Consider the following 24,289-nt stretch of genomic DNA (forward strand, 5'->3'; position numbering starts at 1 on the left):
TTCGCATGCAGATGACGTTCAGATGGTTTGGCGAAGGAAATGATACGGTCCCGCTTAGCTATATTAAACAAATTCCGGGCACGGACGGCATAGTCTGGTCGCTGCACGATTTGGCGGCAGGCGAGGAATGGCCGCTGGAGCGGATTTTGGAGGTAAAGCAGCAAGCGGAACGATACGGCCTGCATATCGACGTAGTTGAGAGCGTTAACGTACATGAGGATATTAAGCTGGGCTTGCCCTCTCGTGATCGATACATCGAAAACTATAAAAGAACAATCGAGAAGCTCGGCAGCGTTGGCGTCAAAGTCATCTGCTACAACTTTATGCCGATTTTCGATTGGCTGCGCACCGATCTGCACAAGAGGATGGATAGCGGCGCTACCGCTTTATTTTATGAAAATAACCGGATTACAGGCGCCGACCCGTTTCAATTGGTTGAAGAAATCAATGCCAACTCGGCACTGACTATGCCTGGCTGGGAGCCGGAGCGGCTTCAGCATTTGACTCAGCTGTTTGAAGCGTATCAAGGCGTGACGGAGGCGCATCTGTGGGAAAACCTCCGCTATTTTCTAAATGAAATCATTCCGGTCGCAGCCCGCAGCGGCATTCGAATGGCGATTCACCCGGATGATCCGCCATGGCCGGTGTTCGGCTTGCCGCGCATTATGACCAGCCAGGAAAACTTCCGAACGTTTCTGAAGCTGTACGACAGCCCCTATAACGGCATAACGCTGTGCAGCGGCTCGCTTGGCGCGAATCCGAGCAATGACATTATTTCGATGATTCATGAGTTCGCGGACCGCATTCCGTTCGCGCATATCCGCAACGTTCGCGTTTACGAAAACGGAGATTTTATCGAGACCTCCCACCGTACGCAGGATGGCACAGTCGATATCGCTGGAATCGTACGCGCTTATCATGAGATCGGATTTACCGGCTACGCAAGGCCTGATCACGGGCGCCATATTTGGGATGAGCAGTGCAGACCGGGATATGGCTTATACGACCGCGCGCTCGGCATTATGTATTTGTGGGGACTTTGGGATGCTAATCAGCTTGCGGCCACTTCCTCCGAGCCGAAGGCGGTGAAAGGATGACTCAGCCCCCGCTCCCCATGCATGAATCGCTAAACGGCAAAGTAGCGGTCATTACCGGCGGCGCAGGCGTGCTGTGCCGCGTCATGGCGCTTGAGCTTGCTCGCCAGGGCGCTAAAATTGCGATTCTTAATCGCACATTAGCGAAAGGCGCTGCCGTTGCAGCCGAAATTACGAACGCCGGCGGTACGGCAATTGCGGTAGCCTGCGATGTAACGAGCATCGAAAGCACAAGATCCGCTGGCGCTTCCGTGTTAGAGCAGCTTGGCCCCTGCGATATTTTGATCAATGGCGCTGGCGGTAACCATCCAAGCGCGAATACAACGAACGAGACTTTTAAGCCGGAGCATCTGAATGCGGACAACCTGACGACGTTATTTAATTTAAGCGTTGACGGCTTTCGCAGCGTTATGGATCTCAACTTTGTCGGCACGCTGATCCCGGTTCAAATATTTGCAGAGCAAATGCTTGGGAGGCAAGGCGCAACGATTATTAACATCTCGTCGATGAGCGCGCCGTCGCCGATGACCAAGGTTCCTGCCTATAGCGCAGCCAAGGCTGCTATCGTCAACTTCACCCAGTGGCTGGCGGTTCACCTTGCAGAGTCGGGCATTAGAGTTAACGCGATTGCCCCCGGCTTCTTCCTCACCGAGCAGAACCGTAAGCTTCTAAAGAACGATGACGGCTCATTAACGGAACGGTCAGACAAAATCATTTCCCACACGCCAATGCGGCGCTTCGGCAAGCCGGAGGATCTGCTTGGGGCATTATTATGGCTCGCGGACGATACGACGGCTGGATTCGTAACCGGTACAACCATACCCGTTGACGGCGGATTTTTAGCTTATTCGGGCGTTTAACTGGAAGGCTGATGAATGTGTTCGGTCACCTTTTTCTTCCCGATACCGATTGTGAAACCTCCGTATGAGTTTGGCTGTAATATGCCACCCTACAGGAGGAAAGGAGGGGAAAGACGATGACATCATCCAAAGGCCGCCGTGAAAATGCATGGAACCAGCGTAAGCATACGCAGCATCCGCATGGCAAAGTGAAGTCGCTTGAAGAGCTAAGCCAAGAAGACGCAAACATAAAAGCCAAACAAGATTCATAAGCGATAATCGCAGCATTGCGCATCAAACAAACCCTCTGCCCCATTGCTTTGCTTGGGTCAGAGGGCTTTGACATATTGATCACTATTCGCGGACATATGACCGGTCAAATGCTGCCGCCGCTTTAAAATCCAGTCCGGTTAGTCCGCCATCATTCCACGTCGTCAAACGAAGCGTAACCATTTTATAATCGATCGCTATTAAGGGGTGGTGATTAAGCTGCTCCGAGGCCTCAGCCACTTTGTTGACGAATTGGATGGCACCCATAAAAGAATGGAATCGATATTTTTTGACGATCCACTTGCCCTCTTCTCTCTTCCAGCCCTCGCTTGCCGCCAAGCTCTGCTCGATTTCCGCCTCTGTAAGCTTCATACGCTCCACTCCTTTGCCCCATTTTACTACGCAGCCCGTCTTAGTCACAAGAAAAAGCCCTCGCAGTTATGGCTGCAAGGACTCCTCTCTTTGCTTCAATGAGCGCAGCTCATAGAGATCACGAACATCGCACGCTACAATGTCAGCTATAGCAATCGCTGTTCTGAGCGGCATCACTCGTTTATCGCTAATAAAATCGCCTATTCGCTCCGCTCTAATGCGCAGCTCCGCCGCAAGCTTCTCCTTCGACATGCCACGCTCCGCCAGACGCTGCTCGAGCAGGCAGGGGCCAAGCTCTATATGCATCGCGCTGCCTCCAGTAGTGGATTTACAATACCAGTTTAACCCAGAAGCCCGTTCTCTATTACAAGTAAAGCATAACCGGAAACGTTTAGAAATCAGCAGCCAGCGCATCCGCCACAAGCTGCACATGCAGCTTCGCTCCGAGTACAATTGCGCGCTCATCCAGATCGAATTGCGGGTGATGCAGCGGGTGGATGATTCCTTTATCCGTATTGCCTACGCCGATTAGTACCATAGCTCCCGGTGCTTTGTCCAAATAATAGCTGAAGTCCTCGCCGGCAAGGCTTGGCTTGTCGAGCACGCTGGAATTTCCATCGCCGAAAACTTTCTCGCCTGCACGCTGCACTAGCGCGGCAGCAGCGGCATCATTAAGCAGCGCCTTTCCCATGCGGAACCGGGTCTCATATTCGCCGCCAAACCGGTCCGCACATGCGGCTGCGCAGCGTTCGATGATGCTGCGAATACGGTCTACCGTATGCGGCTCGAAGGCGCGATACGTTCCTTCCACTTCGCCTGACTCCGCAATGGCGTTAATGACCGTCCCTGCTTGGAGCCTGCCAAATGCAAAGGCTACCGGCTCGTGAGGATCTACGGCGCTTGCTACGGCAGCGCGTGATTCGGTTACAAAATGTGCGGTCATCAGCAGCGCGTCGGCAGCTAAATGCTGAGCGCCGTGATGGCCTGACCGTCCTCGGAACGAAACCCGGAAATGCGAGGAGGCCGCCATCGCATATTTGCGGTGAACGGCGACTTGCAGTGCTGGCAGCTCCGGCCATACATGGAAAGCAAAAGCGGCGGACACCTCGTCCGCCGCCCCGCTCTCGACCAGATCTCGCCCGCCGCTTAACAGTCTGCCGTCAAGCGGACTTGCCGCCGCACCTTCTTCCGCTGGCTGGAACACAAATCTTACTGACCCTTCCAGCTGCTCCCGAAAGCGGCTTAGCGCGCAAGCTGCAGCAAGCAGCATCGTTATATGGGCATCATGGCCGCAGGCGTGCATGACGCCATCGATGGTTGAACGATAGAGAACGTCATTTCGCTCTTGAATCGGCAGCGCGTCCATATCCGCTCGCAGCAAAATCGTCTTGCCGGGCTTGCCGCCGCGCAGCAACCCGATGACTCCTTTGCCGAAATGGTTCCCTACGCCCCGCTGAACCTCAAGGCCGTAATGCTCCAGAAGCGCTGCAATCCTCTCCGAGGTCCGATCTACGTCATACATCAGTTCAGGCAGGCGGTGGAATTCCCTTCTTAGCGTTATCCATTCCTGCTCCCGTTCCTCCAGCAGCGTATAAATCGGAGTCGTATCCACCTCGTTAGCTGTTCACTTTTTCTTTGGTATAACGATTAACCGGCACCTGCAAGCCTAGGTTGCCGCGAAGCGTATCCGATTCATATTCCGTACGATAAATGCCGCGCTCCTGAAGAATCGGAACGACGAGTTCAACAAAGTCGTTCAAGCCGCTCGGAATGGAGGAATGAATAATGAATCCATCCGCTGCGCCTTCCTCATGCCACTGCTGAATGAGATCGGCAACCTTCTCCGGCGTGCCCACAAATTGTCCGCGCGGCGTAGCCGATTGCAGCGCTACCTGACGAAGCGTCAGCTTTTGCTCCTTCGCCGCCTTCTTGATTTTGTCGGTGCCGCTGCGGAAGCTGTTTTGTCCCAAATCGCCAAGGTCAGGGAACTGTTCATCTAGCGGGTATTGCGAGAAATCGTGATGTTCGAAGAAACGTCCCAAATAATTCAAAGCGTTCTCGATTGTGACTAGTTCAGCCAGCTCTTGATACTTGCGCTCCGCTTCCTCTTCGGTGCGTCCAATAATTGGACCGATGCCTGGAAGAATAACGATATCATCCACCGAACGTCCTTCCGCTACTGTACGGTCTTTAACATCCTTATAAAAGGCCTTTGCCTCCTCGATGTTCTCATGTCCGGTAAACACCGCATCCGCCGCTTTGCCCGCCAGCTTCTTGCCGCTCTCGGATGAGCCCGCTTGGAAAATAACCGGGTGCCCTTGCTTCGAGCGGGCGATGTTAAGCGGACCTTGAACGGAGAAATACTCCCCTTTATGATCCAGACGGTGCAGCTTAGACGGATCAAAAAACACGCCGGACTCTTTATCTCTTACGAAAGCATCGTCTTCCCATGAATCCCATAGGCCGCGCGTCACTTCCAAGTACTCTTCTGCTATTTTGTAACGCTCGTCATGCGTCGGGTGATCGGTTTTGCTAAAGTTGCTCGCGGAGCCCTCAAGCGGTGAAGTAACTACATTCCAGCCTGCGCGGCCGCCGCTGATATGATCTAGCGAGCCGAACTGTCTAGCTACCGTAAATGGCTCGCTGTATGAGCTCGAAAGCGTGCCAACTAGACCGATCTTCGACGTAGCAGCCGCAAGCGCCGACAATATCGTAAGCGGCTCAAAACGGTTTAAGAAATGCGGGATCGACTTCTCGTTGATATATAAGCCGTCTGCGATAAAAACGAGATCGAATTTGCCCGCTTCTGCCGTCTGTGCCTGCTGCTTATAAAATTGAAAGTTCACGCTCGCGTCAGCCGGAACCTCAGGATGACGCCAAGCCGACACGTTGCCTCCAACACCATGAATCAATGCGCCAAACTTAATTTGTTTGCGATTCGCCATTTTAAACAGCCTCCCGTATCACTTATGATTGTATTTGAACTATTCCGTAATTGTCGTCTTATTGCAAGAAGCCTTATCCCTCTATTGCGCTTGCAGCAAAGCCGCTTCCTTCAGTTGAAGCCAGTAGCTCTTAACGAGCGTTTCCCCATTCATAATATCTTTGTCGTACGCTCGCTCAAACCCAAGCCGCTCATACAATCTTACGGCGGAATCCATCATGTCGGAGGTATGGAGATGCAGCGTCTCTGCGCCCCAGTTCCGCGCAAGCTGCGCGCTGGCGCGTATAAGCTCCGTTGCGACGCCGTAGCCGCGGGCATTCTTCGACACGGCAAGCAGCCGAATAATCGGGGATTGAATATTAAGTTCAGGCCGCCCATAGGCTGCTTCTGAGGAATCAAATAGAAACACGCTTCCAACAACCACTCCATCCAGCAGGGCTACTAAACGCTCCTTGGTAGCCGCTCCTTCAACGGATGCCAGTATGCTTTCCTTATACTCGATCCAGCGCGGCTCCGGCAGCTCATGCTCATATTGCCCGTAAGCATCAAGCAGCACTTCCCGGATCGCCTCCTGATCGGATAGCTCGGCACTACGAATGATTACCGCTTTAGCTGACATGCCCCTCCACCCGCTCTCCACAAAAAATAATAGCAAATCCTTGCAGCATTAAATCGTGCAGCTAGTGCCTTGAGCTTCTGTTTCTCCCTGCTTGATCCGGCGAATTTGCGCTAAATGGCCTTGCACATGTTTTACAAAAGCAGGCACGATAGCTGCTATCGATACGGGCTCGCCTTTAAAGTTAATGCCGGTCTTATTCCATTCTTCCTCCGTCAACCGATTAAACAGCAGGCTGTTATATTGGACAAACGCGCGCGCTGCAGTGAGGATCTCCTGCGCATCTCCCTCGTTTGCCTTCTGGCCGGATACCCATGCATCTTGGTTGAAGGCTGGCAATCTAGCTTCTGAGCCTGACAATATCTCGCGGATGCGGAAGGATACGATGATGCTGTGGTCAACAAGGTGGGCAAGCACCTCCGTTACGCTCCATGATGCCGGCGCGGCCTTCCATTTCAGCTGTTCCTCCGACAATCCTTTAATTTCTTCCTCAATTTGATCATACGCCTGCAAATAGGCTTGAACATCGACAGTTGACTGGCTCATGTAAGCTCCTCCTTATGAATAGCAAAAATGATCATTTTATTTGTTAGAGAAACGGCTAATCTCGAATAAGCCAAGATCATAACCCGTATCCTTCTTTTCCAATTTATCCGCCAAAATCTCGCCAACGACGCTAGCGAACTTAAAGCCATGGCCGGAGAACCCTCCCGCGAGCAGCACATTGGCATGCTCAGGATGCGCATCGATAATGAAGTCCTCGTCAGGCGTAAACTCATATTTGCATACTGCGCTTTGCAGCAGCTTGCCCGCTGCGCCTGGCACAAAGGCATCCAGCGCGCGGCGAAGATCTTCCTCGTCTTCCGGGTAAGCGCCAAACGGCGCAAGCGGCTCGCCCGGCGACCATTCTACTCCCGTATCATGGCGGCCGATCTTAATGCCAGCGCCTCCGATGCTCGGAAAGCCGTAATAGCCGCCAGCCGCACCGCCCCATGTAAAACCTGGAAAAACACCTGCATCAAAATTTGCCGAGCTCGTTTCAAACCAGCCGACCACCTTGCGAACCGCACGGATCGGCAGGCTCACATGATCCGATAACATTTTGAACCAAGCGCCGACGGTAATAATGATTAGCGGTGCCGTATACGCTGCCTCTTTTGTATGAACAGCAACGTTGGAGGGACTAGCCTCGATATGCGTTACGAAGCTGTTCGCCATCAGCTCCGCGCCAGCTGCAAGAGCTTGCTGCTTGTAGGCAGATACACATTGCTCACTATATAAGTAGCCTGCATTCGGCTCGTACATCCCTTGAAAGGAATCTGCGAGCTGAATGCCCGGGAAGCGGCGGTTAATCTCAGCCGCGCGCAGCAATTCAACTTGAACGCCATTCGCGGCAGCATCGTCAAGCCTGTCTTCGTAATTGTAATAGCTCGTTTCCGCCATGTTCAGCACGCCGGAGCGCTCCAGCAGCTTTAGCCCGGTTGCTTTCTCTAATGCCAGCCACCGTTCATCTGCGCGAAGCGCCATCTTCACGTACGTGCCGCCGCCATGATAAGCATGCCTGATCAGCCGTGGCTCCCCATGATGGCTTCCCATGTTATGCGGCGGGTCAAAAGCATCTATGAGCAGCGTCTTCGCTCCGCGTGATGCCAGTTCATAGCCGGCGCTCATGCCCATTGAGCCTGCTCCTACAACGATGACATCATACGATTTTGGAATGTTGTCGTCCTCCCGGCAAGCGCTCATCCGCCAGCTTGCGCAAAGCGTCTGAAGCTAGTTTGGCAAAAAACGATGCCGCGATCGGCAGTGCCTTCTCATCCAAATCAAATGCCGGATGATGCCATTCCTGCGGGCCGGCCGTTCCAAGAAACACGAACAGCCCCTCCGTTTCTTTCAAATAAAAGGCAAAGTCCTCGCCTGCCGGGGATGGCGTCGGACTTACGACTGTAAATCCAAGAGCCTCTGCCGTTACAGTTGCTTGATCTGCCCATTTCTGATCATTCACGACAGCCGGCGGCCCTTCAATCCATTTCACTTGCGCCTTCGTGGCAAAGGCTGCGGATACCCCGTTTACGACCTGCTCGAACCGTTCGCGAACCGTCTTGCGGACATGCTCGTCGAATGTTCGCAGCGTGCCGTCGAATACCGCCTTATCGGAAATAATATTCCAAGCCGTTCCCGCATTCAGCCTCGTCACACTAACGACCGCACTATCCAGCGCGCTTACGTTGCGGCTTACGATCGATTGCAGCGCCGTAATGATGTGAGCCGAGGTGACGATCGGATCAAGGCCAGCCTCAGGCACCGCCGCATGGCTGCCTCTTCCTTCCACTTCAACGGCAAAACCGTCTGCCGCCGCCATGATAGGGCCGCCCTTAATGCCAATCGTACCAACCGGCAAATCCGGCTTGTTGTGCATGCCGAACACCGCATCCACGCCTTTCAGCGCGCCGCTTGCGATGAGCTGCCCTGCGCCCTTCGCTTTCTCTTCGGCGGGCTGGAACAGAAACCGCACGGTCCCTTGCAGCTCCTGCTCCCGCTCCTTCAATAAGAACGCTGTGCCAAGAATAGAAGCGGTATGGAAATCATGGCCGCAGGCATGCATTTTGCCTGCTATTTTGGAAGCGAACGGGAGTCCCGTCTCCTCCTGTATCGGAAGCGCGTCTATGTCCGCTCGAACCGCAACGGTCGGGCCGCCATTTTGGCCGCCAACCTCTGCGATAACGCCGGTTTTGAGTCCATAATCAACAATTCGGATGCCTGCCTCCGTCAGCCAGCCGCGAATGGCAGCCGTCGTCTCGTATTCCTCATGGGATAGCTCCGGATGCTCATGCAGCTGCCGCCTGATTGCGACTAATTGCCGTTCAATCGATTCTGCCGAGAAATCGCTCATACCAATTCCCCTTCAAACGCTTCTTTCAATAGCTCAAAGGAGCGTATCCGTTTGGCGAAATCAGGGATAATCGTCGTAAACACAAATTCGTCGACGCCGTATTGCTCTTGAATTTCGAGCAGCCGCTTGCGAACCGTTTCCTTTGTGCCTCTCGTAATATCCGCTTCCCTTTCTTCAGCTGTAAATTCCTCGCCGGCTTGCCTAGCGAATTCCTTCGCCTGCTCCAACGAGCCTACGTTAACCGTCTTGCCGCTTGCGAGCGTAACTCTAACGTTTTTGAAATGTCCGGCCAGCTCATTTGCTTCCTCTTCCGAATCCGAAGCAATGACTGACAAGGCAAGAATCGTCTTCGGCTCTGCGCCAAGCGAACGATTAAAGTTGCTTCGGTACGTATCAATCGCTTTGCGGGCCGTCTCGGGATCATTGTTAATAAATAGGGCAAAGGCATACGGATACCCTTTCTCCGCAGCCAGCTCCGCGCTCGAAACGCTTGTGCCGAGCAAATAGATGTCAGCAGGCTGCGTTGGCAGCGGGCTTGCTTCAAGACCTGCCAGCGGATGCTCTTCGCCAGCTTTGGCATGGAGCAGATGCTCCAGCTCCGTCAGCTTCTCTGCTAAAGTCGCGGCTTCCGCTATGCCCTTCTGCAAAGCCTTAGTCGAACGAGGCAGTCCGCCTGGCGCACGGCCGATGCCGAGCTCAACGCGACCCGGCGCCAAGGAAGCAAGCACATTAAAGTTTTCCGCTACTTTATAAGGGCTGTAATGCTGCAGCATAACGCCGCCTGAACCGATACGGATCGATGTTGTTTGAGCCAGCAAATAAGCAATAAGCACCTCTGGCGAGGATCCGGCCATGCCTGGGGAATCATGATGCTCCGATACCCAGAAGCGCTCGAAACCAAGCGATTCAGCCAGCTGCGCCAGCTTGACGGTATTGCCTAGCGCTTCTGCAGCGGTTTGCCCGGGGAAAATAATACTTTGATCCAGAATGCCAAATTTTAGTGACATATTGATTCGCTCCTCTATTAGTTAGATGGAATAGACACCTTCAGGTGTGATCCGTTTCAAAAATTGTTTCGTTCTTTCTTCCTTTGGATCGTTAAAAATCTTGCTTGGATTGCCCTCTTCAACGATGACGCCGCCATCCATAAACACAACGTGGCTCGCAACGTCCTGCGCAAAGCTCATTTCATGCGTTACGATAATCATCGTAATGCCTTCCTTCGCGATTTTGCGAATGACGCCAAGCACCTCGCCAACGAGCTCCGGATCAAGCGCCGAGGTTGGCTCATCGAACAAGATGACCTCCGGATTTAGCGCTAGCGCGCGAGCGATGCCAACGCGCTGCTGCTGTCCGCCGGAAAGCTCGCTCGGATAGGCATCCAGCTTGTTGCCAAGCCCAACCTTCTCAAGCAGCTCCACGCTTTTTTTGCGAGCTTCGTCCTTGGAAAGCTTCTTTACGATAACGAGCCCTTCCATTACATTTTCCACGGCCGTTTTATGCTTGAACAAATTATATTGTTGAAAAACCATAGCCGTCTTCTGACGAAGGGTATGGATGTCTTTTTTGTCTGGACGCTTGCAATTTACGTTAAAATCGTCGATGGAGATTTGGCCGTCGTTTGGCTTCTCCATGTAGTTGATGCAGCGCAGAAGCGTTGTTTTACCGGAACCGCTTGGTCCAAGTATCGCAACAACCTCGCCTTTCTTAACGGTAAGGTCAATCCCTTTCAAAACCTCATTGCGACCAAAGCTCTTCCTAATCTGTGTCAGCTTAATCATGAAACACCGCCTCGGTTGTAAAGGTTAAAGCGCTTCTCGGCTAACGCGGTCAGCCGCTCAATAATAAACGTTAATCCCCAGAAAATTAGGGCTGCAGCAAGATATGCCTCAAAGAACTTCCAATTCGTCGTTGCAACGATTTGTGCTTTTGCATTAATGTCCACGACCGATACTGTAAATGCCAGCGTCGTCCCATGCAGCATGCCTATGATCGAGTTCGATAGGTTAGGCAAGCTTGCGGCAAAGGCTTGCGGCAAAATAATTCTGCGCATCGCCTGGGAACTCGTCATCCCAATGGAGTAGGCTGCCTCGATTTGTCCGCGATTAACGGCAAGCAGGCCTGATCTTACGACTTCTGACAAATAAGCGCCAGCCGTAATGGAGAATGAAATATAAGCGAATCCGATCATGGGAATGGAGATCGACCGGAACGATAAGCCAAGCGCTTCAGCAATGCCGTCAACAATAATCGGCAATCCGAAATAGATAAGCAATAAATGGGTTAACATAGGCGTTCCGCGTATAAACGTCACATAGGATGCAGCGATAGGGTAAAGGACAGGAACTTTATACAGTCTTATGATGGCAATGGATGTTCCAATGATAAGACCGCAAAAAATAGAAACGGCCGTAATCGCCAAAGCTGTCGGCACTGCGGATAGCAGCTGAACAAATGCCGTCCATATGAATGCAAAATCAAGCTTCATTTTCCCTGCCTCCTCTGCTAAAGCCCGGCTTTATTTCCAGCCACTTCGTTTTCTTTTTTTTCAAGCTGGGCTCCTTATCCTCTGACGCCAAACGGTGCTCGTGCTTCAACAATTTGCGCTCTAGAAGATGGAACAGCTTCTCCAGCCCAAAGCTGATAATGAAGTAGATAATAGCCAGTGAGATGTACGTTTCGACAAAATGTCTGGACATGATGGCGAGCGTCTGCGACTTGCCCGTCATTTCCATAATGCCTAGCGAGAAGGCGAGCGAAGTATCCTTCAAATTGGCAATGACCAAATTGGAGAGTACAGGAATCGAAATCGCCATGGCTTGCGGGAGCACAATTCTTGTGAAAGCTTGAAAGCCTGTCATGCCAACCGCATAGGCCGCTTCAACCTGCCCGCGGTCTACAGCGCCTACAGCAGCGCGGATCATTTCCGCCATGTATGCTCCGCTGTGCAAAGCATATGTCAGGATGACAAAATAGATTGCCGGCACTTTAGCTACGTCCAAGTTAAAGGCTTTTAAAACCTCAGGAAGGCCGTAATAAAACAAAAAAAGCTGAATCAATATCGGAGTTCCTCTAAAAAAGGAAAGGTAAATTTGCGAAAATCGTCTTAAGACCGGAATCTTATAAAGCTGGGGAAGGGCGACGATAAACCCGACGCCCAGCCCAAGTACGATGGAACTCACTACAATGAGTAGAGTGATTTTCAAGGTAGGTAGCAGCTTTACTAGATACTCGAACACATAACTAATATCAAATGGTTCTCCCATCTAGTGATCTCACCTTTCACTCGCGCTTATTTTTCTTCGGAAGTAAAGTCGTTGCCCAGCCATTCTGCGCTTAGTTTACCTAACGTACCGTCTGCTTTCAGCTCTTTGACTGCTCCGTCAACCGCATCAGCAAGCTTCTTCTGCTCAGGATCATCTTTGCGGAACATGAACAGGATATCCGCTTCGCTAAGTGCTGGACCTACTGTTTTCAGCTCTTTCTTCGTATCGACAAGCGATAGGGTAAAGTCAGCCGCAAGGAATGCATCGACACGACCTGATGCTACTTGCGCTACTTCGTCGTTCGCGCCGCCGTTTTGGTAAACGATCTTAATCGCATTGTTGTTTTCTTTGTTATAGTTCTCAAGGATTGTCGATTGGGCGCTCGTAGCCGTCGTCAACACTTTTTTGCCTTTAAGATCATCCAACGTTTGAACGGAATTATTATCCTTCGCTACAACGATTTTGTTTCTCCAGTGCGCATATGGCTCAGTGCTGAACAAATACTTCTGTTCGCGTTCTGGGTTCTTCTCCATTTCGTGAGCGACCAGATCGATTTTTTTCGTTTCCAAGCTTAGAAGCAGGTTCGTGAATTCAAGCGTTTGGATATCAAATTCGTATTCAGGAAGGCGCTTGTCAATTTCTCTTACAAGCTCTACGTCAAAGCCCGTCAACTTGCCGTTCTCGTCAATAAAGCAAACTTGAGGGAATTGTGTTCCTGTGCCTACAACGATCTTAGTCACTTTCTCGGAAGCTTCTCCGCTTGCTGGTTCTGATTTATTTCCGGCATTATTTTCTTTGCTGCCGCAGCCTGCAATCGTTAGCGTAAGGATAAGTGCGATCGATAGAATAAAACGTTTTTTCATTTTTTTCTCCCCCAAAGTCGTTAAGTTTTAAATTCTTATAATTCCTACCTGTTAAGTAAGGATTAGCGTTGAACATACTTTACCACCTGATTGCTGCCTTCGTCAATCCTCTTCCTTATAGAGATCTTCTATAAGTAAATTGATTTGTCCGATCGATCCCATTCCAATAAAAAAACCGCTGCTTCAGAAGGAGCAGCGGACGAATAGGCTTAACTACATTATTCCAATCGGCTTTACTGACAATATAAATGTATCATGACAAACACGCTTTTTGATAATAGAGCTTTTCTATAACAGCTCTCAAATTGCCGATAAGCTCAGCTTTGCTTCAGCCAATTGTTTGCCGATGTCCGCAATGGCATCCAGCAATTCAAGATGCTCGCCGTGCTGCGAAATCAGATTGGTCTGCAATGAGATGCCTTCCGTCTCGGGAACACGGATCGGGTAAAGCTTCCCGTCTTCTAATTCTTGCTTGGCGCACAAGTCGGGGAGAAAGCAGATGCCCGCCTTCTGAATGACGAGCTTTTTGGCCATTTCAGAGTTATCCGTATGGATTTGAATATTGGGCGGCGATTCCAGATGTTCGAAGATGCGATGGATGCGAAGCCAGTCTAAGGAGCCGCATTCAAAAAATACGAGCGGCTGCTCCGCAATGGCCTCAATCGTCAGCTTAGCCGTCGATAAAAAAGGATGCCCGTCATAGGCATACAGCCGGATGGGGTCCTCGTAAAATTTAGTGGACTGCAGGCTCGGATGATTCACATTGCGCACAAAACCGATATCCACTTCCTTGCTGAGCACTTTATTCATAATCTCATCCGTAGTGCCTGTGACCAGCTTATAATGAGTATTCGGAAATTTTAGCTTTAAACGCGGCAATAAATCCGGGATGATATAATTGGAAACCGATACGGTACAGCCGATTCGGAACTCATTCGGCAGCGATTTCTTCTGGTTGATATGGTGCTTGCCCTTTTGATAAATAAGAAGCAGCTGCTGCGCGTATGGCAAAAACCGTTTGCCATCCTCTGTAATTTGGATCTGCTTGCCTTGCCGGTCGAACAGCTTGCAGTCGAGCTCCTGCTCAAGCGACTTGATCCGGGCCGTTACCGAAGGCTGGGACAAATACAAAGCTTCAGCAGCCTTATTAAAGCTCCCGCAATGGATGACGTAGACGAATGCCTCGATATTTTCAATATTGATAGGAAACACCCCTCGCTCACCTAATACCGACTAAACCAATGAGAATATATTTAATTAAAAATAACAAACTAAACGTTCGCTGTCAATCAAACATTCGTTTAGCCGCATCCGGCCCAGTGTTCCGTTATTCGACTTCCTAGCAAAAAGCCGAGAGTGAACAATGCACTCTCGGCTGCCTAATTAACGAGGGAATGTCTTATTGCTTAAATGAACGGTGCCGTTACGGTTTCTGATTTTTTGAATCAGCGTGCGCAGATACGGAAGCACAAAGAAGTCACAGCCGAATTTTCCTGCGTTCGCTCCTGCCGCGAATACGAGTATCCCGATCAGCATCAGCCATGGGTTAGTCGATACGGTGCCTGCGAACATGAACATGAAGTTCATTAAGAGCCCAAAAAATGCGGCGGCCGTCGTTAGCGCCCCTAGTATAAGTCCAAGTCCGACCAAACATTCGCCTAAAGGAATGAGTACGTTAATGATTTTGGCGTTCGGCAGCGCAACATGCTCAAGAAACGCGGTAAACGTCGGATAAACTAATTCATTAGTAGCCTTATCTACCACCGGATTGCCGATTGCACCCTTCAAAAATCCGCTCGCATCGAAGCCTCCAAGCTTATGCCAGCCCGCGCTCAGCCATTGCCAGCCCAAGTATACACGAAGCAAAAGCATTAAACCCGCTGCATATTTATTTTCGCTTAGCCATCTGATCACCATGAGGATCAGCTCCTTTTTTTATGATCTATCTTCACTATAAGCCTTGTTTAGCGTAAAGTATGTGATCCATTTCACATTCTTAGCAGGATTGATAGCCTATTTTCAGGTCCAATGCCTGAACTGCTTGTTATACCGAAATCGTTGTTATTAGCTCCTTCAGCTTGTTTGCGGAACGGTGGAGCAAAGCTTTTTCCTCTTCGGTAATCGGGATATCAAGCACTTCTCTCACTCCTTGGCGATCGACGACGCATGGAACGCCCATGTACACATCCGATAAGCCGTGATAGTTTTCTACGAGCGTGGACACGTTGAGCACCGCCGATTCATTGCGCAAAATAGCTGTTACGATTCGATCCAATGCCAGCGCAATGGCGTAATAAGTCGCGCCCTTCGCTTCAATAATTTCATAGGCTGCATCTCTCGTATGGGCAAAAATGTCCGATTTCTCTTCCTCGCTAAGCGCAATCGACGATCCTGCAACGTTGGCTAGGCTCCAAACCGGCAGCTCGGAATCACCATGCTCTCCAATAATATGGGCATGCACGCTGCGCGGATCAAGCTGCAGCCGCTCGCCTATGAGATAGCGGAAGCGCGCGCTGTCGAGCAATGTGCCTGAGCCAATGACGCGATGCGTTGGCCAGCCGGATTTTTGCCAGCAGAAGTAGCTCATAATATCTACCGGGTTTGTCGCAATGAGCAGAATGCCGTCATCATTGTATTTCAACACTTCCGTTACGATGCTCTCATAAATGGCGATGTTGCGCTTCAATAGGTTAAGCCTTGGCTCGCCAGGCTTCTGGGCTGCCCCTGCCGTAATAATGACGATATCGGCGCCCTTGCAATCCTCGTAAGTGCCTGCCCATACTTTTGTCTGCCCGAGAAACGGCATGCCATGATTCATATCGAGCGCGTCTCCGACTGCTTTGCCTGCATTGGCGTCAATAAGCACCAGCTCATCCATCCGGCTGCGAAGAAGCAGCGTATATGCTGTTGTTGATCCTACGGCCCCTACTCCAATAACTACTACTTTTGTTTTTTTCATCGTTATTCCACCTCATCAAATGGTTTATTTACGAAATAATACATGAAGCCCATAAGGACTGAACCGCCGATTAAATTGCCAAGCGTCACCGGCACTAAGTTATGAATCATGCCGCCGAGTGAAATCGTCCCCGGATGGTTAAGAACGAGCGCAATGGCGAAGGTGCAAAGATTGGCAATGCTGTGTTCATAACCTGAGATAAAGAAACAGAAAACGAACAGCATCATCGCGAACAGCTTTGGCCCGTCTCCCCGCAGCGACATCGGAACAAAAAAGGCCAAGCAGACGAGCCAGTTACACAATACCCCTCGGAAAAACAATTCCCATACCGGTGCGTGGAGCTTCTTCTCTACGACACTAAGCAAAAATCCGTTGACCGATGCATCCTCAAACAATCCCGTTGCCCAGATCAGCAAGGCGAAGGCGACTGCCCCCAGGAAATTGCCTGCGTAGCTCGTGCACCATAGCTTGATTACGTTCGCCCATTTCATTTTGCCGCGGAGTGCCGTGAAGGTGAAGTAAAAGGTGTTGCCGGTAAACAGGTCCCCTCCGCCGTAGGCTATTAGAATGATCGCGGCCCCAAACGTGATGGCAGCCATCGGATAGGTGAGCGGACTATGCGTGACATAGAAGAAGCTGCCTGTCTTGAACGCTACGATGACGCCAAACCCGATAAACATACTCGCCAGCATGGCTCGCAATATATACCTCAGCTTGCTCGTCAGAAACACTTTTTGCTTCTTCAAAGCAAGCTGCTCAACCCTTCTCAAAGGAGCATGCTCCATCTGATAGTCCTCCTAATGTTTTGTTGTTAGCTCTGAAGTTTGGCTCGTTTCGCTTGCCCTTGCCACACCTTTAGTTTAGGGTATTCTTTTCCATTTGTATGTCGGGGAACTCCCTGAACTATCGCTCAGGGTTTCTGCGCGAAAGGTGCCTCATAAATAGGGAGCTTCCCCGATAGGACTGCCGCGATCCCTTATTTATAATTGAAGAAAGAGATAAGCCGAGAGGGGCTGGCACATATGGCGATTAGCATAAATGCGCTTCCGAATGATAGGGATATTAAGCAGGATACAGGGGTTGCCGCGTTTTTTTCAGAGGAAAATTTCAATAAGCTAAAAGGGATCATGCATACCAAAAAAGTAGAAGTCCACGGATATCTATTTCAAGAGGGCGAATCTGCCGAATATATGTATTTTGTCAAAAAAGGCCGGGTTAAGCTCACTAAAACGACGGACACAGGCAACAAAATTACGCTTTACCTTCATCATACAGGCGATATGTTCGGGCATATTACACCGTTTCAGCCATCGGTACAGGCGTTTAGCGCGGAGGTCATCGAGGATGCGGAGTTTGGGGTAATTGAGCAAGCTGAGCTGGAGCGGCTGCTGCTTAAAAACGGGGATCTAGCGATCGAATTCATGCGCTGGATGGGGGCGATGTACCGCATGACGCAGGCCAAGTTTCGGGATTTGCTGCTTTACGGCAAGCCTGGCGCCCTTTGCTCGCTGCTTATCCGCATGAGTAATTCGTATGGCATCCAGCAAGGCAGCCACATTGCAATCAACTACAAAGCGACGAACATGGACCTCGCGGAAATGATTGGCGCAACGCGGGAGAGCGTCAACCGGATGCTAAGCGATATGCGCAAGGCAGAGGTGCTCGATATCATTAGCGGCACCATTGTCATCAAAAATATGGACTATCTCCGCCATACTTGCAGATGCGAGCTATGCCCGATTGAAATATGCCGAGTGTAGGAGGAGAGTGGGCTATGGCTGCATATGCGGCGGATACGCAACCGAAATAACTTAGAGGATACTGCGACTATTTATGGTCACAGAAACGACAAACGAGCCTTAGAAGCGATTCTAAAGGCTCGTTGGCGTCATTATTCCACAGTCATTTTGATTTCTTCATACTTCTCGTCAAATGAGATCCGAAGCGACTTATTTTCCAGATACCACAAATTATCTTCTTCTATATAATAAGTAATGCCTGCTACGTCATCTCTTAAACCAATGTTTCTCGGCTCTTCCTTCGTGACGCCAAGCGAAAGACCTGGGTGAACGCTGCCACAGCCTCCCAAGCGGACATAGATACGAACCGATTCTCCATCCGTTAATCCCATTTCCGACTTATACCAGTGTGCCGCCGACTGTTCCACTATCAATTTCATCGCCGCAATCCCCTTCCGCTTCTTACTATCTCCATCATCACGAATATGCGCAATGGTGTCAACCCTTCAATGATAGGTACCATTAATATCCTAGTTTTTGCGAAGATAACAAAAAACAGGTCAATCATGGTAGTATCTGACCATAATCAACCTGTTTAATGTAACGAAATAGCGTTATTTTGGTTATACTGTTCAAGCATTACAGCGCATACAAACGAAATGACTAAATCATTATATGAGCATTATATGGATTACAGGTGTAATTAGTTGAATAATGGATTCATTCGACACTGGGTAGCCTCCGTTACCAATGAACATACATTGTCCATATTCAAGATGCAAACGAAGTTGTATCAGGAAACACTCCATTATTTTCTTTAAGTATTTTTTGGAGTCTAGACACAGCTCTAAAAAGATAAAAATTAGATTCTCTTGAAATATTAGGAACGGGTAACAATTCTTCGAAATCTCCTGTTCGTTTGTCTAGTTTTACCTTTCCCAATTTGTCTTCTTCTGGTCCGAATTGATAAATAACATGAGTATCATTTTCCTCTTCTTTCACTAACATTACATAAATCGCCACTAAAATCATCTCCGTTTCATTCGTGTATAGCCATGTCCCAATTATAATGCATGTTAGCTTCCTTATGTGCCTTTTCATAAGTAATTGAGTTCTTTTTCATATAATTTGATTCGAATAACTCATGATTTAGCAATAGGATATCATACTTATTATAATTACCATCGTTTAATCTCTTCCAAGCTAGTGCTTGTTGGTAATCTGGATCAAATTTCCTTACTTCTCCATTATCAAATTTATGCGAGTTTATAAACAGATGATTTTTGATCTGCTGAATATCCGCTTCCTTCCAACCAGTATTTTTTGCTATTTGTCCAATATCAGTTTTTATTGCTATGAAACCCTTATACATTTCTATGGCTTTATTTTCCTGCATGATAAAATCATCATAGCCTGTTGGTCTTTTAACTTTTGGAACTTCAACATTATCAAGCCGTTCACCTTTAGCGTTATGCGTTGGACTAGGTGTCCCATTAGGATGACCATTACCCGTCCCCCTAACAACCTTGCTCTCAAGCTCATCCAACTTGCCATGCGATGTTGTCGCAATATCCCTAATTCCCTCAACAAGCTTCGGCATCTTAGATGCCAGCTTGGCTACTCCTGCTGCTCCTAGAGAGACAGCGGCAGCGACCACCTCAATGGCCTTCATAAGGTTCTTGCCAAACTGGCGAGCATCCTCGTATGATGCATCTCCATTCAGCACATTTTGATGGTTTTTAATATAGGTAAACGGCTCCACAAATTCCTGCTTCAAGCTGTCTGCTAAATTTCCAAACAGTCCCTTAGCGGTTATTTCTCCGGTAACAATTCCTTTAGCAAGCGACCATGCTTCTGGAAGCGTTTTTGTCCAAAACGATGGATTCATCGGGCTTATTTGAACGGCCTCATTTAGAAATTCCACACCATCAGCTGCCAATTGCGAAACCATTCCATCACCAATGCCAAATACAGTCACAGCTTTGGCTAAGTTTTCGCTATCTATTTTATACTTATTTGTTCGGCCTAATCCCGCATCACTTGTTGCAAAATTTAATAGCTCCTTCGTAACCGATCCGTCTTTGCCTAAATCATAACCATCATTTTTCCATTTAACAGCCCGAGCATCGCTCTCCAAAAGCTTATGGTAACCATACACCGCTACATAGGTCTGTTTATCATATTTGCCTGTGATCGGTCCCTCATAGATTTTCATTTTGGCGAGGTTGGATTGTAATGTTGAGATTTCTTTTTCTGTAAACTGTTTATTTACATACTCAATCGTGTAGTCTATTTTGAAATTCATTGCTTCTAATTCTGATTGCCTGTTCCAATTGACAGTACTTAAATTCGGTACAAGCTCCCATATTTTGAGAGATGCCCCTTCACTTCCTCTACTTAGACCTTGGTTAAACAAAGCATTCGCTTGGTCACGGTCTCCGCTCTCAATCGCTTTCAGTATTCCATTTCGGTCTTTCAATAATCGATCATTCGCCTGATCCAAAGCAAAAGCAGGAAGTGTCAGATCCTTGCCAATTTGTATGTTAACGGTATCAAGGACGCTTTGAATGGATCGCATATTAGACGCTATACTCGTGTTAAGCGGCTCTATTTCTGTCCCGTAGCGTGCAATATTTTGCCACTGCGCTACCTTATTTTGATAAACCGTATTTAACGTTCGATCAAGTGTCGTTCCTGCATCTAGACGATTCACGCTAAAAGATTGCCCTATAGCTCCCATCATGTTATTCGTCAAGCTGCTGGCATAGTTAAGAGACCGTGTTAAAGCTTCACGTTTATTCGATACTTCGCTATCTTTGCTTGCGTTTCCTTTATTACTCCACTCCATCAAACTGATTTCTAAACCTTCACGATAGAGGCGGTCATATGCAGTGTCTAGTGACGCTGATAAACTTGCATATTTGCTGTTCGCAGCATTACTCAAAGTACTCCTTGCCTGCTCCATCGACGCTGTCGAAAGATTGGCTGCCGCTTGCCAATAATCTTTTTTGGCTGAAATAATAACAAAGTTTGTTCTGTCGAGTTCTTTAATAGCTGCACTATCAATATCAGCCAGCAGGTTATTTCTCACTGCCGTCTTCGCCTTCGCAAGCCGACTGCCTTCGTCGCTCCGAAGATTAACGAGATTGTCCCACTCTTGCGATTTAATATGAACCATTAATTGATCAACGGATTGCTGTAACACGGCACCAGATCGACGAATCGATAAGTCACTGCCGGATTGCTCGGTCATTTGCTGCAAAGCTCTAATATAATGAATCGATTGTTCGTGGTTTCCAGTCGTTAGGGAATTATTTAATGCATCACGATTCGCTTTATACTCCCTGTTTATGGTTTCTTGTTTGGATTTTTTCAGTACACCATCCATATTGCCATAATCTTTTAACATTTTATTAATTCGGCTCTCAAATGCCCCTGAATCCTTGTACTGATCAACTGCGTTCCAATACTGCTTGCGTAAATCGATAATCTGTTCATTTACGACATCAAGCTTTGTTTTCGTAAAAACGGTACCCATTGCGGAATTCATTTGGCGAATATTATTTTGAATGGCCGAATCGTTAGCTGTATGATTTGACATCTCTTTCTGCGTATACCCGGCATAGCTGCTCCATTTGACTGATGTCTTATAGATGATGTCATTAGCGACGTTATCAAAGTTATACTTATCGCCTGTAATAAGTAAGCTGGAAAGAGTCCCAAATTGATTACGATATGTATTTTCTTTTCCGCTTTCTTGATAGGCATTACTGTCATAGTCAGCACGTTCGCGCCAGTATTCTTTTCTAAATTCGATAATATTGTTATTTGCTTCATCCATTTTATAGCTAATACCAGCTTTAAGGCTCGCCCCTTTGGATGCCGCTTCATTCATTGCGTGTAGATCAGCTTGTTTCCCAGCCGCATTCAAATCCATAACATTTTTATAATAGCTGACTTTAGCGTTTAAAAAATTTAGGTTCTGCTGCTCCAAATCAACCATTGCTTTCGTATGGTCATTTACATACGCTTTTCCCCGCAGGTTATCTGCCGCTCGTTTGGCGTTATCCATTCCTAACGCATCTAGGTTGAGCTTTGCATCCCACCACTTTTTCTTCTCATCCAGCAGTTTACTTTCATTGGAAACCTTCTCTTGCAATAAGACTCCATAACGATCATCAATTGCGCGGGATTGCTCGGTTTCTAGCGCTCCTTTATCCCTTAAAGCTTTACCATCCGCTGTAGCAGAATCGACACCTGCCGTATTATCATTAAGTCTAGCAATCCACCATTTCTCTTTTACGGTAGCAAGCTGCTCATTCAGCTTTTTCTGCTCAAGCTGCTTCTTGTTTTCTTGAATTATCTTTAGCTTAGCCGCATATTCGATATCAAGCTGCTTAGATGCATCCGTTTCTTTGGCTCCCTTACTTCTTAACTCGTCTCCTTTTAAAGCAGCAGCATCCATTCCCTTCTGATCATCCTTGAGACGCGCTTCCCACCAGAGCTGCTTCACTGCATCCAAATCCTTATCCTTGGCGTTTTGTGCAGCACTTTGCAGCTTAGCTGTGTTTGCTGCATCCAGCTGGCGAATTGCATCTGTCTCTTGAGCACCTTGGCTGCGCAATTGTCCACCCAATTGCGCTGCATTCTCCATCCCTTTCTGATCGCCTTTAAATTTTGCATCCCACCAGTCTTTCTTTGCCTGTTCCAATGAAGCATTTAGGCTCTGTTGACTTGGCGTCCCAGTGTTTTTTTGCCCCTGGGAGTTATACGTTGTGCTGGGGCTGGAAGTAGTCGGTTTTGTTGTAGGGGTGGATACGATCACGCGAGCTTGCTCTAACGTTTGGTCTGCTCCTATTGTCCCGCCCTGTTGACGCAGAGCATCCGCTTTTTTGCGGGCTGCTTCCATTGCAGCACGGTCGCCCTTATCCAAGGCTGCTTGATATTCTTCTTTTGCCTTTAAAATTTGTTGATTTGCAGTCGCCGTTGTTTGTGGAGTAGATGTCACAACTGGCGGCTTTGGTGCCGGTGGGGCTGGAGGCTTTGGCGCTGGCGGGGCCGGCGGCTTTGGCGCTGGCGGGGCCGGCGGCTTTGGCGCTGGCGGGGCCGGCGGCTTTGGCGCTGGTGGTGCCGGCGCTTGCGCCTTTGCAGCCGTAACGACTGCCTTTCCGATTGCCGTATTTACTGATGTAGATTTAGGTATGGTTCCTGCCATTATACAACCCCTTATCCTGATAAAAAATTCCATATCATACTTAAGTTATTAAGATACACTTAATTTCGACTTTTTTCATTAAGACATTTTGCAGAATTTTGTTGATTTATGTCGAAGTTGGTTAATTTCTTAAATATTGCTCTAAAATCACAACAAAAAAGCAAACCAGCCACAACTGGTTTGCTCTTCTTCACTTATTCGCATTTACCGACTTGCTACTTCGTGCCGCTAGCATCCATCTCTGACCTTACTTCTTCAGGCAGCTTTTTCGAAGCGCTGGGAACCTGTCTTTTCTTCTCGTGAATATCTTCAGAAGAACAAATGACGATGCTGGCTTGGCCGCCGCTTGCATAGGCTCGAATGAGAATCGGCTGATCGTATTTATTTTGGAACACGAAGTCCGGTCCGTACCAGCTCACGGTCGCATCGCGCCCGGGCGGCACATATTTTACATTTCGGCTATGGGAGTAACGCTTAATAATTTTGAGTCCGGCGCGGTCCACTGCATTGAATAGCGTCGACGATATTTGGCAAATGCCTCCGCCGACGTCCTCCGACATTTCTCCCCTAACGATAACAGGAGCACGCAAATACCCTTTCTCCTTCGTCCTTTTCCCGACAACCTCATTAAACGAAAAGCTTTCATTAGGAAACACCACATAATTGTTGATGGCTTTTGCCGCTAAGCTTACATTATGAGATCGGTTTTTATTGTTGGAATTGTAATATGTAGCATACTGCCCAATTCTTTTGACCTTTATCACCGATAAAAGCTCGCTGTCCACTCTCGGATAAGTCGGTTGCATGGGAACCTCCAGCTTCGAAAATCCCCCTTCAAACATAAAGCTGTAAAATTGCTCCGTAAAAATCTTTCGGTCTAGCTTTTTCCCTGCCTGCTCAGGCAGTATTCGTCCTGCTCCGTCAAGAGTCGCATTCATCGGCGGCTTTTCCACTTTTTTTTCTAAATCGTCCATAAATCGATTCAGCTTGTCTTGATCAATTAGCGGCACCCCTGGCAGTGGATGGCTGTACTGCGTCCGCTTCATTTCTACAATGGCCATTCCTTCCTGCTCAATGACCAAAGGATCGGGATAATGTCCTTGCTGAAACAGCATGAATATAGCTAAAATCCAATGAAGTCCCATTGCCATGATCCCCCCGTATGGTTAGTATCCAAGCTAGTATGAATCATTTTGATTAGAACCATACATATTCGTTG

25 protein-coding genes are annotated in these 24,289 nt (G+C 48.6%); 4 read left to right on the forward strand and 21 right to left on the reverse strand.

Features of this window, described 5'->3' with window-relative positions; all coding sequences use genetic code 11:
- The first annotated feature begins 5 nt into the window (after window positions 1–5).
- The 3 genes from uxuA (at window position 6) to A7975_RS34915 (ending at window position 2,205) form a co-directional block, all read left to right on the forward strand.
- On the forward strand, window positions 6–1,097 hold the full coding sequence (gene uxuA, locus A7975_RS15455) for a mannonate dehydratase (protein WP_065385666.1): 1,092 nt from the start codon (window positions 6–8) through the stop codon (window positions 1,095–1,097).
- Complete coding sequence (locus A7975_RS15460; RefSeq protein ID WP_065385667.1) at window positions 1,094–1,954, forward strand: SDR family oxidoreductase; 861 nt, start codon at window positions 1,094–1,096, stop codon at window positions 1,952–1,954. Before uxuA ends, A7975_RS15460 begins: the two co-directional genes overlap by 4 nt.
- Before the next feature lie 116 nt (window positions 1,955–2,070).
- A complete protein-coding gene (locus A7975_RS34915; RefSeq protein WP_231637296.1) occupies window positions 2,071–2,205 on the forward strand; it encodes a DUF6254 family protein in 135 nt (44 codons plus the stop codon).
- Window positions 2,206–2,287: 82 nt separating this feature from the next.
- Here the strand turns inward: A7975_RS34915 and A7975_RS15465 are convergent, their stop codons facing one another.
- The 17 genes from A7975_RS15465 to A7975_RS15545 all read right to left on the reverse strand — a co-directional run bounded on the left by A7975_RS15465 (window position 2,288) and on the right by A7975_RS15545 (window position 16,901).
- Window positions 2,288–2,575, reverse strand: coding sequence for a 4a-hydroxytetrahydrobiopterin dehydratase (locus A7975_RS15465; RefSeq protein WP_065385668.1), 288 nt, complete (start codon window positions 2,573–2,575; stop codon window positions 2,288–2,290).
- Window positions 2,576–2,641: 66 nt separating this feature from the next.
- Complete coding sequence (locus tag A7975_RS15470) at window positions 2,642–2,881, reverse strand: helix-turn-helix domain-containing protein (protein WP_053372346.1); 240 nt, start codon at window positions 2,879–2,881, stop codon at window positions 2,642–2,644.
- Window positions 2,882–2,966: 85 nt separating this feature from the next.
- On the reverse strand, window positions 2,967–4,187 hold the full coding sequence (locus tag A7975_RS15475; protein WP_255314295.1) for a M20 metallopeptidase family protein: 1,221 nt from the start codon (window positions 4,185–4,187) through the stop codon (window positions 2,967–2,969).
- Between the two features lie 4 nt (window positions 4,188–4,191).
- Window positions 4,192–5,520, reverse strand: coding sequence for an LLM class flavin-dependent oxidoreductase (locus A7975_RS15480; protein WP_053372348.1), 1,329 nt, complete (start codon window positions 5,518–5,520; stop codon window positions 4,192–4,194).
- Window positions 5,521–5,601: 81 nt separating this feature from the next.
- Window positions 5,602–6,138 (reverse strand): GNAT family N-acetyltransferase, encoded by a 537-nt coding sequence (locus A7975_RS15485; protein WP_065385669.1) that lies wholly within the window; start codon window positions 6,136–6,138, stop codon window positions 5,602–5,604.
- Window positions 6,139–6,186: 48 nt separating this feature from the next.
- Window positions 6,187–6,681 carry a DinB family protein gene (locus A7975_RS15490; protein ID WP_065385670.1) on the reverse strand — a complete coding sequence of 165 codons (495 nt, stop codon included), beginning with the start codon at window positions 6,679–6,681 and terminating at the stop codon, window positions 6,187–6,189.
- 36 nt (window positions 6,682–6,717) lie between these two features.
- A complete protein-coding gene (gene solA, locus A7975_RS15495) occupies window positions 6,718–7,881 on the reverse strand; it encodes an N-methyl-L-tryptophan oxidase (RefSeq protein ID WP_065385671.1) in 1,164 nt (387 codons plus the stop codon).
- Window positions 7,838–9,028 carry an amidohydrolase gene (locus A7975_RS15500; protein ID WP_065385672.1) on the reverse strand — a complete coding sequence of 397 codons (1,191 nt, stop codon included), beginning with the start codon at window positions 9,026–9,028 and terminating at the stop codon, window positions 7,838–7,840. Before A7975_RS15500 ends, solA begins: the two co-directional genes overlap by 44 nt.
- Window positions 9,025–10,035 carry an LLM class flavin-dependent oxidoreductase gene (locus tag A7975_RS15505; RefSeq protein ID WP_053372353.1) on the reverse strand — a complete coding sequence of 337 codons (1,011 nt, stop codon included), beginning with the start codon at window positions 10,033–10,035 and terminating at the stop codon, window positions 9,025–9,027. The genes A7975_RS15500 and A7975_RS15505 overlap by 4 nt, the downstream gene beginning before the upstream one ends.
- Before the next feature lie 21 nt (window positions 10,036–10,056).
- Complete coding sequence (locus A7975_RS15510) at window positions 10,057–10,809, reverse strand: amino acid ABC transporter ATP-binding protein (protein ID WP_053372354.1); 753 nt, start codon at window positions 10,807–10,809, stop codon at window positions 10,057–10,059.
- The gene (locus A7975_RS15515) at window positions 10,806–11,516 is read right to left on the reverse strand and encodes an amino acid ABC transporter permease (protein ID WP_053372355.1); all 711 of its coding nucleotides are present in this window, start codon (window positions 11,514–11,516) and stop codon (window positions 10,806–10,808) included. Before A7975_RS15515 ends, A7975_RS15510 begins: the two co-directional genes overlap by 4 nt.
- The gene (locus A7975_RS15520; protein ID WP_053372356.1) at window positions 11,506–12,294 is read right to left on the reverse strand and encodes an amino acid ABC transporter permease; all 789 of its coding nucleotides are present in this window, start codon (window positions 12,292–12,294) and stop codon (window positions 11,506–11,508) included. The genes A7975_RS15515 and A7975_RS15520 overlap by 11 nt, the downstream gene beginning before the upstream one ends.
- Window positions 12,295–12,320: 26 nt before the next feature.
- Complete coding sequence (locus A7975_RS15525; RefSeq protein WP_053372357.1) at window positions 12,321–13,157, reverse strand: transporter substrate-binding domain-containing protein; 837 nt, start codon at window positions 13,155–13,157, stop codon at window positions 12,321–12,323.
- Window positions 13,158–13,457: 300 nt separating this feature from the next.
- On the reverse strand, window positions 13,458–14,360 hold the full coding sequence (locus tag A7975_RS15530; protein ID WP_053377433.1) for a LysR family transcriptional regulator: 903 nt from the start codon (window positions 14,358–14,360) through the stop codon (window positions 13,458–13,460).
- Between the two features lie 180 nt (window positions 14,361–14,540).
- A complete protein-coding gene (locus tag A7975_RS15535; protein WP_065385673.1) occupies window positions 14,541–15,074 on the reverse strand; it encodes a DoxX family protein in 534 nt (177 codons plus the stop codon).
- A 127-nt stretch (window positions 15,075–15,201) separates the two neighbouring features.
- Complete coding sequence (locus tag A7975_RS15540) at window positions 15,202–16,116, reverse strand: L-lactate dehydrogenase (RefSeq protein WP_065385674.1); 915 nt, start codon at window positions 16,114–16,116, stop codon at window positions 15,202–15,204.
- Between the two features lie 2 nt (window positions 16,117–16,118).
- The gene (locus A7975_RS15545; RefSeq protein ID WP_053372360.1) at window positions 16,119–16,901 is read right to left on the reverse strand and encodes a formate/nitrite transporter family protein; all 783 of its coding nucleotides are present in this window, start codon (window positions 16,899–16,901) and stop codon (window positions 16,119–16,121) included.
- 237 nt (window positions 16,902–17,138) lie between these two features.
- On the opposite strand from A7975_RS15545, the gene A7975_RS15550 reads away from it, so the two are divergent.
- Window positions 17,139–17,876, forward strand: coding sequence for a Crp/Fnr family transcriptional regulator (locus A7975_RS15550; RefSeq protein ID WP_065385675.1), 738 nt, complete (start codon window positions 17,139–17,141; stop codon window positions 17,874–17,876).
- Between the two features lie 131 nt (window positions 17,877–18,007).
- Here A7975_RS15550 and A7975_RS15555 read toward each other — a convergent pair whose 3' ends face one another.
- The 4 genes from A7975_RS15555 to A7975_RS15570 all read right to left on the reverse strand — a co-directional run bounded on the left by A7975_RS15555 (window position 18,008) and on the right by A7975_RS15570 (window position 24,215).
- On the reverse strand, window positions 18,008–18,295 hold the full coding sequence (locus A7975_RS15555; protein WP_065385676.1) for a HesB/YadR/YfhF family protein: 288 nt from the start codon (window positions 18,293–18,295) through the stop codon (window positions 18,008–18,010).
- A 331-nt stretch (window positions 18,296–18,626) separates the two neighbouring features.
- Window positions 18,627–18,878, reverse strand: a complete 252-nt coding sequence (locus A7975_RS15560; protein ID WP_065385677.1) for a hypothetical protein — start codon at window positions 18,876–18,878, stop codon at window positions 18,627–18,629.
- 16 nt (window positions 18,879–18,894) lie between these two features.
- Entirely contained in the window at window positions 18,895–23,070 is a 4,176-nt protein-coding gene (locus A7975_RS34195) for a hypothetical protein (protein WP_065385678.1), read from the reverse strand.
- A gap of 215 nt (window positions 23,071–23,285) precedes the next feature.
- Window positions 23,286–24,215 (reverse strand): VanW family protein, encoded by a 930-nt coding sequence (locus tag A7975_RS15570; protein WP_065385679.1) that lies wholly within the window; start codon window positions 24,213–24,215, stop codon window positions 23,286–23,288.
- Window positions 24,216–24,289: the final 74 nt, after the last annotated feature.

The sequence above is a fragment of the Bacillus sp. FJAT-26390 genome, from assembly GCF_001682865.1.
GTDB lineage: Bacteria > Bacillota > Bacilli > Paenibacillales > Paenibacillaceae > Pristimantibacillus.